This window comes from Methylocystis sp. SB2 (genome assembly GCF_049817085.1).
In the GTDB taxonomy this organism is placed as follows: Bacteria; Pseudomonadota; Alphaproteobacteria; order Rhizobiales; family Beijerinckiaceae; genus Methylocystis; species Methylocystis rosea.
Genome location: NZ_CP187401.1, coordinates 3,247,601 through 3,263,262, shown reverse-complemented (window position 1 = coordinate 3,263,262; position 15,662 = coordinate 3,247,601). Strand labels below are relative to the sequence as shown.

13 protein-coding genes are annotated in these 15,662 nt (G+C 65.9%); 10 read left to right on the top strand and 3 right to left on the bottom strand.

Features of this window, described 5'->3' with window-relative positions; genetic code table 11:
• Positions 1-5: 5 nt before the first annotated feature.
• The 9 genes from cobN to ACPS74_RS15815 are packed head-to-tail and all read left to right on the top strand — an operon-like array spanning position 6 to position 10,646.
• Positions 6-3,434, top strand: coding sequence for a cobaltochelatase subunit CobN (cobN, locus tag ACPS74_RS15855; RefSeq protein WP_239754803.1), 3,429 nt, complete (start codon positions 6-8; stop codon positions 3,432-3,434).
• Positions 3,418-4,698, top strand: coding sequence for a precorrin-3B synthase (gene cobG, locus ACPS74_RS15850; protein ID WP_029650121.1), 1,281 nt, complete (start codon positions 3,418-3,420; stop codon positions 4,696-4,698). Before cobN ends, cobG begins: the two co-directional genes overlap by 17 nt.
• Positions 4,695-5,327, top strand: coding sequence for a precorrin-8X methylmutase (locus ACPS74_RS15845; protein ID WP_029650123.1), 633 nt, complete (start codon positions 4,695-4,697; stop codon positions 5,325-5,327). Before cobG ends, ACPS74_RS15845 begins: the two co-directional genes overlap by 4 nt.
• Positions 5,324-6,088 (top strand): precorrin-2 C(20)-methyltransferase, encoded by a 765-nt coding sequence (locus ACPS74_RS15840; RefSeq protein ID WP_029650125.1) that lies wholly within the window; start codon positions 5,324-5,326, stop codon positions 6,086-6,088. The genes ACPS74_RS15845 and ACPS74_RS15840 overlap by 4 nt, the downstream gene beginning before the upstream one ends.
• Entirely contained in the window at positions 6,085-6,837 is a 753-nt protein-coding gene (gene cobJ, locus ACPS74_RS15835; RefSeq protein WP_029650126.1) for a precorrin-3B C(17)-methyltransferase, read from the top strand. Before ACPS74_RS15840 ends, cobJ begins: the two co-directional genes overlap by 4 nt.
• The gene (locus ACPS74_RS15830) at positions 6,834-8,036 is read left to right on the top strand and encodes a bifunctional cobalt-precorrin-7 (C(5))-methyltransferase/cobalt-precorrin-6B (C(15))-methyltransferase (RefSeq protein WP_029650127.1); all 1,203 of its coding nucleotides are present in this window, start codon (positions 6,834-6,836) and stop codon (positions 8,034-8,036) included. The genes cobJ and ACPS74_RS15830 overlap by 4 nt, the downstream gene beginning before the upstream one ends.
• Entirely contained in the window at positions 8,015-8,431 is a 417-nt protein-coding gene (locus tag ACPS74_RS15825; protein WP_029650129.1) for a cobalamin biosynthesis protein, read from the top strand. Before ACPS74_RS15830 ends, ACPS74_RS15825 begins: the two co-directional genes overlap by 22 nt.
• The gene (gene cobM / locus ACPS74_RS15820) at positions 8,428-9,192 is read left to right on the top strand and encodes a precorrin-4 C(11)-methyltransferase (RefSeq protein ID WP_029650131.1); all 765 of its coding nucleotides are present in this window, start codon (positions 8,428-8,430) and stop codon (positions 9,190-9,192) included. The genes ACPS74_RS15825 and cobM overlap by 4 nt, the downstream gene beginning before the upstream one ends.
• Complete coding sequence (locus ACPS74_RS15815; protein ID WP_029650133.1) at positions 9,189-10,646, top strand: cobyrinate a,c-diamide synthase; 1,458 nt, start codon at positions 9,189-9,191, stop codon at positions 10,644-10,646. Before cobM ends, ACPS74_RS15815 begins: the two co-directional genes overlap by 4 nt.
• A gap of 228 nt (positions 10,647-10,874) precedes the next feature.
• Here ACPS74_RS15815 and ACPS74_RS15810 read toward each other — a convergent pair whose 3' ends face one another.
• Positions 10,875-12,134, bottom strand: a complete 1,260-nt coding sequence (locus tag ACPS74_RS15810) for a L,D-transpeptidase family protein (protein ID WP_051381646.1) — start codon at positions 12,132-12,134, stop codon at positions 10,875-10,877.
• Positions 12,135-12,286: 152 nt separating this feature from the next.
• Entirely contained in the window at positions 12,287-13,252 is a 966-nt protein-coding gene (locus ACPS74_RS15805) for an acetyl-CoA carboxylase carboxyltransferase subunit alpha (RefSeq protein WP_018407560.1), read from the bottom strand.
• 173 nt (positions 13,253-13,425) lie between these two features.
• Between ACPS74_RS15805 and ACPS74_RS15800 the strand changes: the two genes are divergently transcribed.
• On the top strand, positions 13,426-14,310 hold the full coding sequence (locus tag ACPS74_RS15800; protein WP_029648014.1) for an alpha/beta fold hydrolase: 885 nt from the start codon (positions 13,426-13,428) through the stop codon (positions 14,308-14,310).
• 119 nt (positions 14,311-14,429) lie between these two features.
• Here ACPS74_RS15800 and ACPS74_RS15795 read toward each other — a convergent pair whose 3' ends face one another.
• Complete coding sequence (locus ACPS74_RS15795) at positions 14,430-15,656, bottom strand: TolC family protein (protein ID WP_244471390.1); 1,227 nt, start codon at positions 15,654-15,656, stop codon at positions 14,430-14,432.
• Positions 15,657-15,662: the final 6 nt, after the last annotated feature.

Below are 15,662 nucleotides of genomic sequence, written 5' to 3'. Positions count from 1 at the left end.
ACGCCATGCATCTACTCCCGCGCGATCTCCATAATCTCGACGACGCCGGCGCCGCCGTCGATCTTGGACAATCTCCCGCGGAGATCGTGTTTCTATCCTTCTCTGATTCAGAGCTGCGGCTGCTGGCGGGGCTTTATGAGCAAAGCGGCGCGACTCTCCCGAGCTTTCGCTGCGCGTCGCTCGCGCAATTGAAGCACCCCTACTCCGTCGATCTCTATCTCGACGCCGTCGCGCAACATGCGCGGCTGATCGTCGTGCGGCTGCTCGGCGGCAAAGACTATTGGCCCTATGGAGTCGAGCAGCTCGAGGCGCTGGCGCGCGCGAAGGGCATCGCCCTCGCGATCGTTCCTGGCGATGCGCACGACGACGCACGTCTGAAACAAGCGTCGACGCTCGACACAGAAACGCTCAATCGAATTTGGCGCTTCTTTCAGGATGGTGGTCCCGACAATCTGCGTTCATTCCTCGGCTATGCCGCAACTCTTGCCGGCGATCCGGCGCAGTGGCGCGAAAGCGCTCCCGTCGCCAGCGCCGGGAAATTCCAATCCACTTGCCGCGCCGGCGGTGCCTTACGCGCGACGATCGTCTTCTATCGCGCCATGTTCCTTGCCGATGACGTCGCGCCGATCGTCGCGCTCGCCGATGCGCTGGCTGAGCGGGGGTTCTCCGTCGAGGCGATCTATGTCGCGAGCCTGAAGGAGGCGGAGAGCGAAGCTTTCGTTTCGGGCGCGCTCGAATCCTTCGCGCCCGACGTCATCCTCAACGCCACCGCCTTTTCGGCGCGTCGCGACACGGGAAGCGTGCTCGATGGCGCGGACGCGCCGGTGCTGCAGGTCGCACTTGCCATCTCTTCACGCGAAGCATGGGAAGGCTCAACGCGCGGCGCGAACGGCGCCGATCTCGCGATGAATGTCGTTCTGCCGGAAGTTGACGGGCGCATCTTCACGCGCACGATTTCCTTCAAGGAGGAAGCGCCGCTGCGTCTTGCGGCGGAATTCAGCGAGACGCGCCATGCGCCGGAACGCTCGCGCATCGACTTCGTCGCGGACCTCGCGTTGAACTGGGCGCGGCTGCGCCGCAAACCCAATGCAGACAAGAGCCTCGCGCTTATTCTTTCGGATTATCCGGCGCGTCGCGGCCGCGGCGGCTACGCCATCGGCCTCGATGCGGAAGCAAGCGTGCATGAGATCGTCTCGGCGTTGGTCGATGCGGGATATGAAGTTGGCGTCGACTCTGAGCGCGATATCCTTCTCCCGCTTGCGGGAGAAGGTGTCGCCACGCAGTGGCGACGGATGAGGGCCCTCTCCCGACCCGGCTTCGCCGGGCCACCCTCTCCCGCAAGCGGGAGAAGGGAACGCGCGTCATCTTTGCTGCGTGATCTGGAAGACCGGACGTTCGTCATCGAAGTCTCGCTTGCTGATTACCGCGCTTGGCTTTCAACCCTCCCCGCAGCTTTCGTCGCAAGCGTCAACGACGCCTGGGGCGCGCCGCAGGATGATCCTGCCCTCGTCGACGGCGTCTTCCGATTTTCCTGTCTCGAAGCCGGCAAGCTCATCATCGCGCTGCAGCCCGATCGCGGCGCGCGCACGGAGCGTTACGAGTCCTACCACGACGTTCAGCGCCCGCCGCGTCACGCCTATGTCGCTTTCTATCTTTGGCTGCGACATGTGCGAAAGATCGACGCGCTCATTCATCTTGGCGCGCATGGCACGCTCGAATGGCTTCCCGGAAAATCGGTCATGCTGTCCGAGACGTGCGCGCCGGAAGCGGTGCTCGGTCCGACGCCGCTCATCTATCCTTTCATCGTCAATGATCCCGGCGAAGCGGCGCAGGCGAAGCGACGCACATGCGCCGTGACCATTGGCCATCTGACCCCGCCGCTCGTCGACGCCGAACTGTTCGACGCGGCGGCGAAAGTCGAAACGCTGCTCGATGAATATGCGACGGCGAGCGCGCTTGACGCGCGCCGCGCAAAACTCATCGCCGGCGCGATCATCGACGAAGCCGAGCGCAGCGGTCTTGCCGCCGAATGCGGCGTCTCGCGCGAGATGGACATCGCCGAGACATTGACGCGGCTCGACGCCTGGATGTGCGACCTCAAGGACATGCGCATCGGCGACGGACTCCATGTCTTCGGGCGCGCCGAAGAAGATTCAGACGTGGATCCTGCGCGCGGCGCCTGCGCGCGCGCCGAACGCAACGCGCTTATCGCCGCGCTTGCGGGCCGCTTCGTCGAGCCCGGCCCCGCCGGCGCGCCGTCGCGCGGACGCGCCGACGTTCTGCCGACCGGCCGCAATCTTTATTGCATCGATCCGCGCCATGCGCCCACGCAAACGGCCTATGACATTGGCCGCCGCGCCGCCGCCGAGGTGATGACGCGCCACGCGCAACTGCATGGCGAATTCCCGCGCCACATCATGCTCGACCTGTGGGGCAGCGCGACGATCCGCACCGGCGGCGAGGATTTCGCGCAAGCGCTCGCGCTTCTTGGCGTCGCGCCACGCTGGGATACGGCGAGTGCGCGCGTCATCGGCTTTGAAATTTTGCCGCAGGCGCGGCTCGAGTTTCCGCGCGTCGACGTGACGCTGCAGGTTTCGGGGCTGTTCCGCGACATGTTCGGAAATCTCATGGCGCTGTTCGACGACGCCGTGCGCGCGGTCGCCGCGCGCGATGAAGACGCTGAAATCAATCCGCTGAAAACGGTCGACGATCTGCGCCGCGTCTTCGGGGCCGCTGACGGCTCTTACGGCCTTGGCGTAAGCGATCGCGTGCAGCGCGGCGAATGGTCGGACCGCGACGATCTTGCGCGCGCCTATCTTTGCGCCGCGGGTCACGCCTATGATCGCGCCGGCGAAAGCAACGAAGCCGTCGCCGCGTTCAGCGCGCGCGTCGCTGACGCCGATGCGCATGTCCATGTGCAGGACATGGCCGAAGTCGACGTTCTGATCGGACCCGCCTTCGCCGATTACGAGGGCGGTTTCGCCGCCGCTAACGCCATGCTTGGCGGCGACGCCGATTTGGTGCATATCGATGCGACGCGGCCGGAACGGTTACGGCCGCGCGCTCTGAAAGACGAAATCGCGCGCGTCCTACGCATGCGGCTCGCCAATCCCCAATGGCTTCAAGGCCAGAAGCGGCACGGCCACCGCGGCGCCGGCGAAATCGCCGAGACGATAGACAATCTCTATGCTTTCGCCGCGACAAGCGGCCTCATTAGCGATGCGCAATTCGATCTCGCTTTTGACGCCACCTTAGGTGATGATGCGACACGGGATTTTCTTGCTATAGAGAATCCCCGCGCGCTCACCGCAATCGCGCGCGTTTTTAGCGAAGCGCTTGTGCGCGGCTTGTGGAATACGCAACGCAACAGCGTGCGCGGCGCCTTAAGCGATATCGAACGCCAAGAGGGAGGGCGTCTTGCAGCCGAGGCCTGAGATCAAAGGCTGGTGTCCCGGAGCCTTCGCGCCGATGCCGAGCGGCGACGGTTTGCTGATCCGCGCCAAGGCGGTCGGCTCTCGCATGAGCGCGGCGCAGGCGCGCGAGATCGCGCGAATTGCGGACAGCTGCGGCAATGGGCTGATCGATCTCTCGCAGCGCGCGCAACTGCAGCTGCGCGGGATCAGCGAGGCGACGATCGCCGAAGCCCTGCGCGGCCTCGAGGCGATCGGCATGCTCCCGCCGAGCGCCGACGCCGAACGCGTGACGAATGTCATCACGTCGCCGCTCGCCGGACTCGTCGCTGGCGCTTTCGACGCCAACGCCATGGCCGTGGAGCTTGCTGCGGAAGTGCAGCGCGACTCGGCGCTGCGTGCGCTTCCGCCGAAATTTCTGTTTCTTCTCGATGATGGCGGCGCGCTGTCGCTTGCCGATGTCGAGGCCGACATTCGGATCGAAGCGATTGCAAACGGCGACGTCGCAATTCGCATCGCCGGCGTTTCCAATCGCGCCGTCGTCGTCTCGACCGATGACGCGCTCGACGCGGCGTTGCGCTTTGCACGCGCCTTCGTGGAGCTGCGCGACCGTCATGCAAATAGCTTCAGGCGCGTCCGCACGCTGGTCGAGGCGCTCGGCGTCGACGCGCTCGCGCGTGCGGCCGGACTCGTCATGGGCGTTTCTAGGGAAGCGCCCGCGCCTGCGCGATGGTCGCAAATTTTTGGCGCCCAGCGCTGCGGCGCCATCGCTTTCGCCGGCGTCGGCGCGCCTTTCGGCCGCTGGCGCGCGGACGAACTCGCCGCGGTCGCCGATTTTGCACAAAGCGAGGGAATAGGCGAACTGCGCCTCACGCCGTGGCGCGCCCTGCTGATCGTCACGCCCAATGAGGACAACGCGCGTCGCGTCGTCTCGCGCGCGGAAAACCGCGACTTCATCACGTCGGCCAACGACAAGCGCCTTGCCGTCATCGCCTGTCCCGGCGCGCCGGAATGTCCGCAGGCGATCGCCGAGACGCGCGCGCATGTGATGGATCTCGCGCCGCTTGCGCAAAAGATCGTCGGCGTTGACGGCGTCGGCCTACATCTTTCGGGCTGCGCCAAAGGCTGCGCCCGGCAGAGCGCCTCGCCCATCACGCTGCTTGCCTGCGCTGAAGGATTCGATCTCATCGAGAACGGCGGCGCCGATGGCGCGCCGCGCTTCAGATCGCTGACATTCGAGGCCGTCATGCGCGAACTCTCCGCGCGCGCAAGCGGTCGGACGCAATGAGCCGCCGCTTCGACTATATCCACGAAGGCGCGCAGATTTATGCGCGCTCTTTTGCAACCATTCGCGCCGAGTCGAATCTCTCGCGTTTCACGCCCGAGCAGGAAAAGATCGCCGTGCGCATGATCCACGCCTGCGGCATGGTGGAACTCGCCGACGACATCGAATTCTCGCCGGACTTTGTTGCGGCGGCGCGCGACGCGCTACAGAAGGGCGCGCCGATTCTATGCGACTCCAACATGGTCGCGCATGGCGTCACGCGTTCGCGTCTGCCGGCGGAGAACCAGGTGGTCTGCACGCTGCTCGAGCCGCGCGTGCCGGCGCTCGCCGCCGAGATCGGCACCACGCGCAGCGCCGCGGCGCTGGAGCTGTGGCGCAATCGTATGGATGGCGCATTGGTCGCGATCGGAAATGCGCCGACCGCGCTGTTCCGCCTTCTCGAGATGATTGACGAAGGCGCGGCGCCTCCGGCCGCCATCATTGGCATGCCGGTCGGCTTCGTCGGCGCGGCGGAGTCGAAGGACGCGCTGCGCGAGTACGGCCGCGTTCCCTTCGTGATCGTGAAAGGCCGCAAGGGCGGCAGCGCCATGGCCGCCGCCGCCATCAATGCGCTGGCGAGCGAGCAGGAATGAACGCGCTCGCCTCGACATCGCAAGAAGCCGTCGCGACGCTCGGCGCGCTGATCGGCGTTGGACTGGGTCCCGGCGATCCGGAGCTTGTGACGGTGAAGGCCGCGCGCCTGATCGGCGCGGCGAACGTCGTCGCCTTCTTCGCCAAGAGCGGACGCGCAAGCCACGCGCGCGCGATCGCCGCGCCCTATCTCGCGCCGGGCTGCGAAGAGATCGCGCTGCTCTATCCGGTGACGACGGAGATTCCTTTCGATCAGCCGGAATATGTCTCGTCGCTTCAGCACTTCTATGAAGATTGCGTGATGCGCATTCGCGCCGTGCTCGAAGCCGGACGCGACGTGACGCTGCTCTGCGAAGGCGATCCGCTGCTCTACGGTTCCTTCATGCATATGTTCGCGCGGCTCGACGCGCGCTTTCGCATCGAGATTTGCGCCGGCGTCTCCGGCATGTCGGGATGTTTCGCCGCGGCGCGCCAGCCGATGGCCTGGGGCGACGACATTCTCACCGTTCTGCCGGCGACGCTCGACGAAGACAGACTTGCGTCACGCCTCGCCGAAACCGACGCCGCGGTGGTGATGAAGCTTGGCGGCAATTTCGCCAAGCTGCGCCGCGCGATGACTCGCGCCGGCGTTATCGATCGCGCGATCTATGTCGAACGCGGCGCGATGCCCGGCGAAAAGATCATGCGCTTCGCCGACAAGCGCGACGATGACGCGCCCTATTTCTCGATGGCGCTTGTGCCGGGGCGAGGCCGGCGCCCTTGAGCGGCGCGCTCGACATTGTCGGCCTCGGTCCGGCCGACGCGCGATGGCTGACTCACGAGGCGCAAGAAGCGCTCGACGCCGCGCAGGACATCATCGGCTATGCGGCTTACGTCGCGCGCGTTCCCGAGCGCGCAGGGCAGACACGGCTTGCAAGCGACAACCGCGTCGAGATCGACCGCGCGCGGGAGGCGCTGGCGCGCGCCGCGCAGGGTCGCCGCGTGGCCGTCGTCTCCGGCGGCGATCCCGGCGTCTTCGCCATGGCGGCGGCGGTGTTTGAAGCGGTCGACGGCGGCCCGCGCGAGTGGCGCGATCTCGATATTCGCGTGCTGCCCGGCGTCTCGGCGATGCAGGCGGCGGCGGCGCGGCTCGGCGCGCCGCTCGGCCATGACTTTTGCGCGATCTCGCTCTCTGACAATCTCAAGCCGTGGGACGTGATCGCCAAGCGGCTGGAACATGCCGCGCAAGGCGACTTCGTGATCGCGCTTTACAATCCGGCGTCGCGCGCGCGGCCGACGCGCATCGACGACGCCTTTGCGCTGCTGCGTCGTCATCTTCCCGGCGAGACTTTCGTCGGCCTCGCGAAATCCGTCGGCCGCGAGAATGAAGAGATCATTCTGACGCGACTTGATGAAGCCGAGGGCGACAAGGTCGACATGTCGACGCTGGTCGTGATCGGCGCCAGCGGCACGCGGCGCATTTCGCGCGATCGCGCGCGCGACTGGGTCTATACGTCGCGGAAGGCCACATGAACGCGCCATGGTTGTCGCTGATCGGCCTCGGCGAAGACGGCGCCGGCGCTCTCGCGCCGGCGGCGCGCGCGCTCGTCGCGCAAGCCTCGCTGATCGTCGGCGGCGCGCGACATCTCGCGATGATCGACGCGCCGGCGGAGCGCCTGCAGTGGCCCTCGCCGCTCTCCGACGCCTTGCCGCGAATTCTCGCGCAGCGCGGGAGGCCCACGGTGGTTCTCGCCTCAGGCGATCCCTTCTTCTACGGCGTCGGCGATCTCATCGCGCGTCATGTCGCGCGTGACGAGATTTTCTGCGTTCCGGCGCCTTCGGCGTTTTCACTCGCGGCCGCACGGCTCAAATGGAGCCAGCAGGACTGCGCCCTCCTCTCGCTGCACGGCCGCGCCTTTGAGCGCGTGACGCCGCATCTGCAGCCGTGCGCAAAGATTATCGCGCTCTCCTGGGACGAGACGACGCCCGCGCGCCTTGCGCGCCACCTCGCCCTGCGCGGCATGGGCGGATCGCGCCTCCATATGCTCGAGCGGCTCGGCGGTCCACATGAGCGCGTCCGCGACGCGCGCGCCGACGCCTTCGGGCTCGATGACATTGCGCCGCTCAACACGGTCGCCGTCGAAGTGGAAGCCGGCGGAGATGCAGTCGTCATTCCGCTTGCGCCGGGTCTGCCTGACGATTGGTTCGAGCATGACGGGCAGCTCACCAAGCGCGACATCCGCGCCGTGACGCTCTCCGCGCTCGCGCCGCGCAAGGGCGAATTGCTGTGGGACATCGGCGCAGGCGCCGGCTCCGTCGGCATCGAATGGATGCTGAGCGATCCCTCAAACCGCGCCATCGCCATCGAGCGGGACGCCACGCGCGCGGCGCGCATCGCGCGCAACGCGCTGTCGCTCGGCGTTCCGGATCTCAGCGTCGTCGCGGACGAAGCGCCGCTAGCGCTCGCCGAACTCGATGCGCCGCAGGCGATCTTCATCGGCGGCGGGGCCGATGCGGCGACGCTCGCCGCCGCGTGGGACGCGCTGCCTCGCTTCGGACGCATCGTCGTCAACGCCGTTACGATCGAGACTCAGTCGCTGCTCGCCGACGCCTATCGCGACAATGGCGGCGAGCTTATACATCTGCAGATCGCGCATGCGCGTCCGATCGGCCGCTTCCATGCGCTCGATCCAGCAATGGCGGTCACGCAATGGCGAGCGACAAAGAGATGAACGCGACATACGCCTTCGGGCTCGGCGCAAGACGCGGCGTCGCCGCGAACGATATCGTCGAACTCGTGCGCCGCGTCGCGCAAACGCACAACGTCGACCTGCGCGAGGCGCAGCTTTGCGCGCTCCAAAGCAAGGCGCAGGAAACCGGTCTGCACGAGGCGGCGCGCGAACTCGGGCTTGAACTCGTCTTTCTGCCGCTCGCCGCGCTGCGCGCCCGCAAGGCGACCGCGGCGACGCATTCGCCGCGCGTGCAGGCGATGTTTGGAGTCGGCAGCGTCGCCGAAGCCGCGGCGCTTGTCGGCGCCGGGCCAGGGAGCCGCCTTGTCTCGCCGCGCATTACGACGCCGGTCGCCGCCTGCGCGCTGGCAAAGCGCGGCGAAGAGAACAACTCATGACCGTGCATTTCATTGGCGCCGGTCCTGGCGCCGCCGATTTGCTTACCCTGCGCGGGCGCGATCTCATCGCGCGATGCCCGGTCTGCCTATACGCCGGCTCGCTCGTGCCCGCGGGCGTGCTCGCGCATTGTCCGCCGGGGGCGCGCATCGTCGACACCGCGCCGCTGTCGCTCGACGACATCGTCGCCGAGATGAAGCAGGCGCATGACGCCGGCCTCGAAGTCGCGCGGCTGCATTCGGGCGATCTTTCGATCTGGAGCGCGGTGGGCGAGCAGATGCGCCGCCTCGACGCGCTCGGCATTCCTTGCACAATGACGCCCGGCGTTCCCGCCTTCGCGGCGGCGAGCGCCGCGTTGATGCGCGAACTCACCCTGCCCGAAGTCGCGCAGTCGCTGGTGCTGACGCGCACCTCGGGGCGCGCCTCATCGATGCCTGAGCGCGAAAGCCTCGCGACATTCGCGCAATCCGGCGCGACGCTCGCGATCCATCTCTCGATCCATGTTCTCGCGCGGGTCGTGGAGGAGCTGACGCCCTATTATGGCGGCGGCTGTTCCGTCGCGCTGGTCTACCGCGCCTCATGGCCCGATGAGCGCATCGTGCGCGGCACGCTGGCCGATATTGAAGCGCGCGCCGCCGAGACGCCGATGGAGCGCACCGGGCTCATTCTCGTCGGACCGGCGCTCGCGAGCGAAGATTTCCGGGAAAGCGCGCTTTACGACGCGGACTATGATCGCCGCTTTCGGCCGAGCGGCGAAAGGTGACCGCGCCCGGCCTGCTGATCGGCGCTGCCCGCTCCTCCTCGGGCAAGACGACGCTGACGCTCGGCTTGATGCGCGCGCTGATGCGGCGCGGTTTGCGCGTCGCCCCGGTCAAATGCGGGCCGGACTACATCGACCCCGCCTTTCACGCGGCGGCGACCGGCCGCGCCGGCGTCAATCTCGATTCATGGGCGATGGATGCGGCGCTGATTGCGCGGCTCGCCGCGCGGGCTAGCGAAGGCGCGGACATCGTGATCGCTGAAGGCGCGATGGGGCTGTTTGACGGCGCGCCCGGCGGGGCGGCGGGAAGCGGCGCCAGCGCCGACGTCGCCGCCTTGCTAGGCTGGCCGGTCGTGCTTGTTCATGACGTCTCCGGCCAAGGGCAGACGGCGGCGGCGATTGTCCGCGGGATCGCCGGACACGACGCGCGCGTAAAGGTCGCCGGCGTCGTATTGAACCGCGTCGGCTCCGAGCGGCATCGCAGGCTCGCCGGCGAAGCGATCGAGGCGCTGGGCATCCAGGTGTTCGGCGCGCTGCCCCGCAACGAGGCGGTTGCTCTCCCCGAACGCCATCTGGGGCTGGTGCAGGCCGGCGAAACGGCAGGTCTCGACGGGCGTCTCGAGGCGCTCGCGGATTTCGTCGAAGCGCATGTGGATGTGGGTGCAGTGACCGAGACTGCGCGCGCCGCCCCCTCCCCGACCCTCCCCCGCTTCGCGGGAGAGGGAGCAAGGCGGCGCACGTCATCAGCAACACGCGAAACCATCGTTAGCGTCCCCTCTCCCGTTCGAAGTCGGCTGTTGCCGACTTCGGATTCGATGCGCAAACCGGGAACACCCGGTTTGCGAAAGCGGGGGAGGGACAGGGAGGGGGTCCTTCCGCCCCCCGCCCAGCGCATCGCGGTCGCGCGCGACGACGCTTTCTCCTTCTTCTATCCGCATCTCGCGCAGAGCTGGCGCGACGCCGGCGCGGAGCTTTGCTTCTTCTCGCCGCTCGCCGATGAGGCGCCGCCTGAAGATTGCGATCTCTGCTGGCTGCCGGGCGGCTATCCGGAGCTGCACGCCGGCCGGCTGTCGGCGGCGCAAGGCTTCATAAAGGGGTTGCGGCGTTTCGCTCAGAGAGGGTGGCTCCACGGCGAATGCGGCGGCTACATGGTTCTCGGCCGCGCGCTGATCGACGCGGCGGGCGAGGCGCATGAAATGGCCGGACTGCTGGAACTGGAAACGAGCTTCGCCGAGCGGAAATTGCATCTCGGCTATCGGCAGGCGCAACTCGCGGCGGACCACCCGCTGGGCGCTGTCGGATTTCGACTGCGCGGCCATGAATTTCACTACGCGACTGTTCTTCGCGAAGAGGGCCTGCCCTTCGCGCTGGCGCGTGACGCCTATAGCGATGATGAACGCCCGGCCGGACTGGCGCGAAACGGCGTTTCCGGCTCGTTTTTTCACCTGATGGCATAAAAAAGGGCCGCCGGACGAACCAGCGGCCCAAGTCAAGGGAGGAAACGCCCAAGGAGGGCTACGAAGCAAGACAACTCTCGCTGCGTCGCACTTTTATATTGCTGCGCCGCACAAGAGTCAAGATATTTTTCGCTACACGGCAAAGCTTCAGCTAGTCGCCGGCCACCGCTCTGGAAAAAAAGAAAGCCGCGCCTAGGCGCGGCTTTGAGTTCGAAGGATCCGAGAGTCTCAAAAAGATTTGGATGAATGAGCGGCGGCGGTTTTCCTGACGCCAATAGAGGCCGGCGGCCTCGGAATATCTCCCGCCGATGCGTCCCGGTTCGAACGCACCAATTTTTTAAGGCTGTTGGTGGGACTTGGATCAGAGGCTGCGAGCGCAGACAGGTCGCGGTGCTCGCTGCGCATCGGCGCCATCGCGACGACGCGCGTTTGCCGGCTTTCGTCAGCGGCCTTCGCCCCGGCCAAGGTCACGACCGGAGATTTGACGGCGAGATTGGCCGCTGCCGACGCGGCGCCTCGATTTGGCTTCTCGTCGAGGGTGATTTCGGTCGGCGGAACGATCGTTTCCGGGCGGCTGACCTCTGGAACCCGCGACGCAAAGGCCGGGTGCTGGCCGCCGTCCTGATAAACGATCCGCACCGGCTTCACGCCGCTTTGCGCGAGCTGGGCGATTTTGGCTTCATCCTTGGCGCTCTTCTCGGCCACCGCCTGGGCGATCTCCGGATCCTGTTTGAGCGGCGGACAGGCGGCCTCCGGATCGAGATTGGCCGCGCCGGCGGCGTTGAACACGTAACGCCGGTTGCAGAAGGCCACTTGCGGCTCCTGCAAGGTCACCTCGAAATGATCGGAGCCTTCCTTGAGCTGCTTCCAGAAGTCGATGTTCGGATCGAGACGATGTTTGGCGAGATTTTCCGCCGTCATCTTGAAGGGGAAGGATTGCATCTGAATCGCGCGTTGACCGCCGCCGAGCGAAGAGCGGGCGATCGCGTAGATTTCGGCGATCTGCTTGTCGGTCATGGAGAAGCAGCCGGCCGACGAGCAGGCGCCATGCACCATGATGTCGCCGCCGGTGTGGCCAAGGGCGCGGTCGAGCGCGTTCGGATAGCCGACGTTGAACGACAGATAATAGCTTGAGTTCGGATTCATCTGCGCCGGGCCGATGGAGTAAAAGCCCTCCGGCACTTGGCGGTCGCCCTGGCGACGCTTGGGGCCGAGCTGACCCGACCAGCGGCACATCGGAAACGTCTTCAGATGGACGTAATGACCGTCCGACCGCATCTTCCAGATTTCGAGTTCCGCCTCCTTCTTATAGGCGCGGATCAGCATCGGCGCTTCCTTGGTCGTGCCGGCCTGCTCCATCAGAGCGACAGTCTCGGAGGGGATCGGCGCAAGCGAGCGATGCGCGAGACCGCTCTGCTCGCAGGCCGAGAGCGCAAAGGCGGCCAGGACGGCAAGCCCCAGCGCCGGCGCTATGCCTCGAGTCTTCATAGTGTCCCCTCTGGCGGCGCAGTCGCCTCGCAGGTCTCGGAAGCGAGCCGCCGCGCTGATCACGAAAGACAAATAATGGGACGAGAACATGTCCGAATTAGCGAAGAATCGCCCACGTACGCGCTTTTAGGGCCAATCTTCTGGAATTTACGTTAACGCTTCTCTTCAAGTTTCCGGCCCATGGCCAAAAACTTGTCGGCGCGGAATTGTCTCAGCTGTTCGCGCGAAAGATTGGCCAGGCCGGCAAGCTCCTTGGCGAGCGCGTCGCCGACGGCGCCAATGGCCGCCTGAGGATCGCGATGGGCGCCGCCGGGCGGCTCCGTCACAATCAGGTCGATGATGCCGAACTTTAAGAGATCCTGCGCTGTGATTTTCATGCTCGTCGCCGCCTCCTGCGCCTTGGCGGAGTCGCGCCACAGGATCGAGGCCGAGGCTTCGGGCGACGCGACCGTGTAGACTGAGTGCTCAAGCATCAGCACTCTGTTGGCGGCGGCGATCGCGATCGCGCCGCCGGAGCCGCCCTCGCCCACCACCACCGCGACATTGGGCACGCCGAGCAAGAGCGACACGTCGGTGGAGCGGGCGATCGCCTCGGCCTGCCCGCGCTCTTCGGCGTCAATGCCCGGAAACGCGCCAGCCGTGTCGACAAGCGAGACGACCGGCAAACCGAAACGGTCAGCGAGCTCCATCAGGCGGACGGCCTTGCGATAGCCTTCCGGCCGCGCCATGCCGAAATTGTGATGAAGACGGCTCGACGTGTCCGAGCCCTTCTCCTGGCCGATGACGCAGATCGGCTCGCCGCGGAAACGCCCGAAGCCGCCGACGATCGCGAAGTCCTCGCCGAACAGCCTGTCTCCGGCGAGCGGCGTGAACTCGTCGAAAAGCTGCCGCACATAATCGGAAAAATGTGGTCGCTGCGGGTGCCGCGCCACCTGGATCTTTTGCCAGGGCGTCAGGCCGGCGTAGAGATCCGCGAGCGCCTTCGCGGCTTTGGCCTGGAGCTTGTTGAGCTCCTCGCCGATCGAAACGGCCTCTCCGTTTTCGGCCAGCGCGCGCAGTTCGTCGACCTTGGTTTCGAGTTCTGCGACGGGCTTTTCGAAGTCGAGATAGGAGCGCATTGAGGCGGCGTTTTCCTTTAGGCGAGGGACGCCTCGCGGGCGCGGGCAAACTCGCCGCAACCGGCTTTGAAGTCAAGGAACACAAAGCGCCAGCGGCGCGGTTGAAAAACCCGATTCATCGCGTCAATGTCGCTGCGACGGGGGCAGGTTCATCATGCGGGAATGGTCGTTCCATGACATCTGGGCAAGAGCCGGTTAGCCGCTACATTCGCGCGGCCGACGGGCTCCGCTTGCATTATTTGGACTATCCCGCGCCGCCGGGCGGCGCCGGGAGTCCGCTCCTCCCGATCGTTTGCCTGCCGGGGCTTGCACGCTCGGCCGATGATTTCGATCGCATCGCCAAGACCCTGCAAGCTGACGGCCGGAGGGTTCTTGCCCTCGACTATCGTGGACGCGGCCGGTCCGACTGGGATCAGGACTGGCGCCGCTATGACTTCGACGTCGAGCAAGCCGACATTATGGCTCAACTTGCCGACGCGGGCGTCGAGCAAGCGGTGTTCATCGGGACGTCACGCGGCGGTCTTCACACAATGCGCATCGCGGCTCGCCGGCCGGGCGTCGTACGCGGCGCCGTGCTCAACGACATCGGACCGAAGATCGAGCACGCCGGCCTGCTCCGCATTAAGCGCTACGTTGGGAGACTGCCGCCGATCGCCTCCATGCGCGAAGCGATCGCCTTGATGCGGATGACCGCCGGCGTCGATTTTTCCGGCGTCTCGCCGCAGGAGTGGGAGGACTATGCGCGCCTCACCTTTGTCGAGAAAGACGGCAAGGTTCAGCTGCGTTACGATCCCGACCTGTCACATACGCTCGACGCCGTGGCGCCCGATGTGGAGCCTGAAGAATATTGGGACGACTTCGCCGCGCTGTCGACTGTTCCAATCCTCGCCATCCGCGGCGCGAACTCGGACATTCTCTCGCCCGAGGTCTTTGACGAGATGGCCCGGCGCGCGCCACGCCTTGAGCGCGCCTGGGTCGAAGGCCAGGCGCACGCGCCGCTGCTGCTTGATCAGCCGACGATTTCGCGCATCGCGGACTTCGTGCGCCAACGTCCATAAATCGGGTCCGCCGATCGCGCGGCGGTTCAGAAAGCGTTGACAGACATTCGATGAGAACCTGCTCCAACATTATGATTTGCGCGATTCTTATCGATCGCATGATGTGACCGGGAAGCGCTCTAAGGCGCATATCCCTGCGCCTGATTAAGTCGGGAGATCGCGGTCCCCACCGCAATTGCGGCATTCGCCTGCATGCGTTGAGCGTCAAGCTGTATCTGTCGCACGCGGTAAAGATCGAAGGCGCTAAGCTCACCGAGCTTGAACGCCTTGCGCGACAGTTCGAATTGCTCGTTTGCAACAGTGAGCCGGCTATTTGCTAGGCTTGCCGCCCGCTGCGCGGCGGCAAGCGATTCGCGTGAAGCCTTTATCTCCGCCAATACCATTCGCTTTGCGCGTTCATATTCCGCCGTGGCGCGGTCCATCTCGGCGAGGGCCTCGGCGCGTCTGGGTTCGTTGCGCCCCTCGGTCGGGATTGGAATGCGTATGCGCACCCCCACAGTGGTCGCATCCGTGCGCTGATTCGTTATCGGCTCCAAAGGATCCAGCGAACGGTCGGTCGCATATTGATCATTGTGTTCCTGCCGGCCGAAAATGCCGATCTCGGGATTGTCAATTGGCGTCGCGTCGACAAGCTCCGCTTGCGCCCGTGCGCGAACGAGCGCGGCGCGAGGCGTGCGCAGCGCTGGATGCTCCTCGATATCGATGGCGGGTCGGACTGACTCGAGCACCCCATCGGGCGGCGCGCCGCCCGTCAGGGCCACGTAGTTGACCTGCGCGACCTTCAGCGCGCCCTCGGCCTGCGCAAGTTCGGTTTCCGCACCGAGCGTTTCGTTCTTCGCAAGCAGTGCATCGGTTTGGGGAGACTCGCCCAGTTCGACTCGGCGCGTCATATCCGCGCCGATGTCACGCGCCGTTTCAACGCGCGAGCGCGCAACTGACACGTCGCGCGCCGCGCGCTGCGCATTCCACCACGCGTTGCGTAAAACCCCCGCGACTTCCAGCCGGCGAAGCGCCAGCCGTTCCTCCACTTCAAAGAGACCGGTCGTCACCGTCGCGGCAAGGGCGTCGCGCTGGCCGGGCAGCCACAAGGGCATGCCGACCTCAGCTTCGGTTTCGTTGTAATTGCGAAGATTGCCCGCGACAGCGTTGCGTTGATAGCCGGCGAAATAAGGCGAACCCGGACTGATTGAGTTGACCGTCGCATAGCGTCCCGTGATGGCGCGAAACTGCGCCTCGAGCGACCGGCTCTGGGCGTCGATCAGAACAGCCATCTCAAGATGTTTCGCCAACACGCCGCCGCTTCGCTGGGATGGCGGCCGCGCGCCGGCTTTCTTGGGCGATGTCACGCGCGC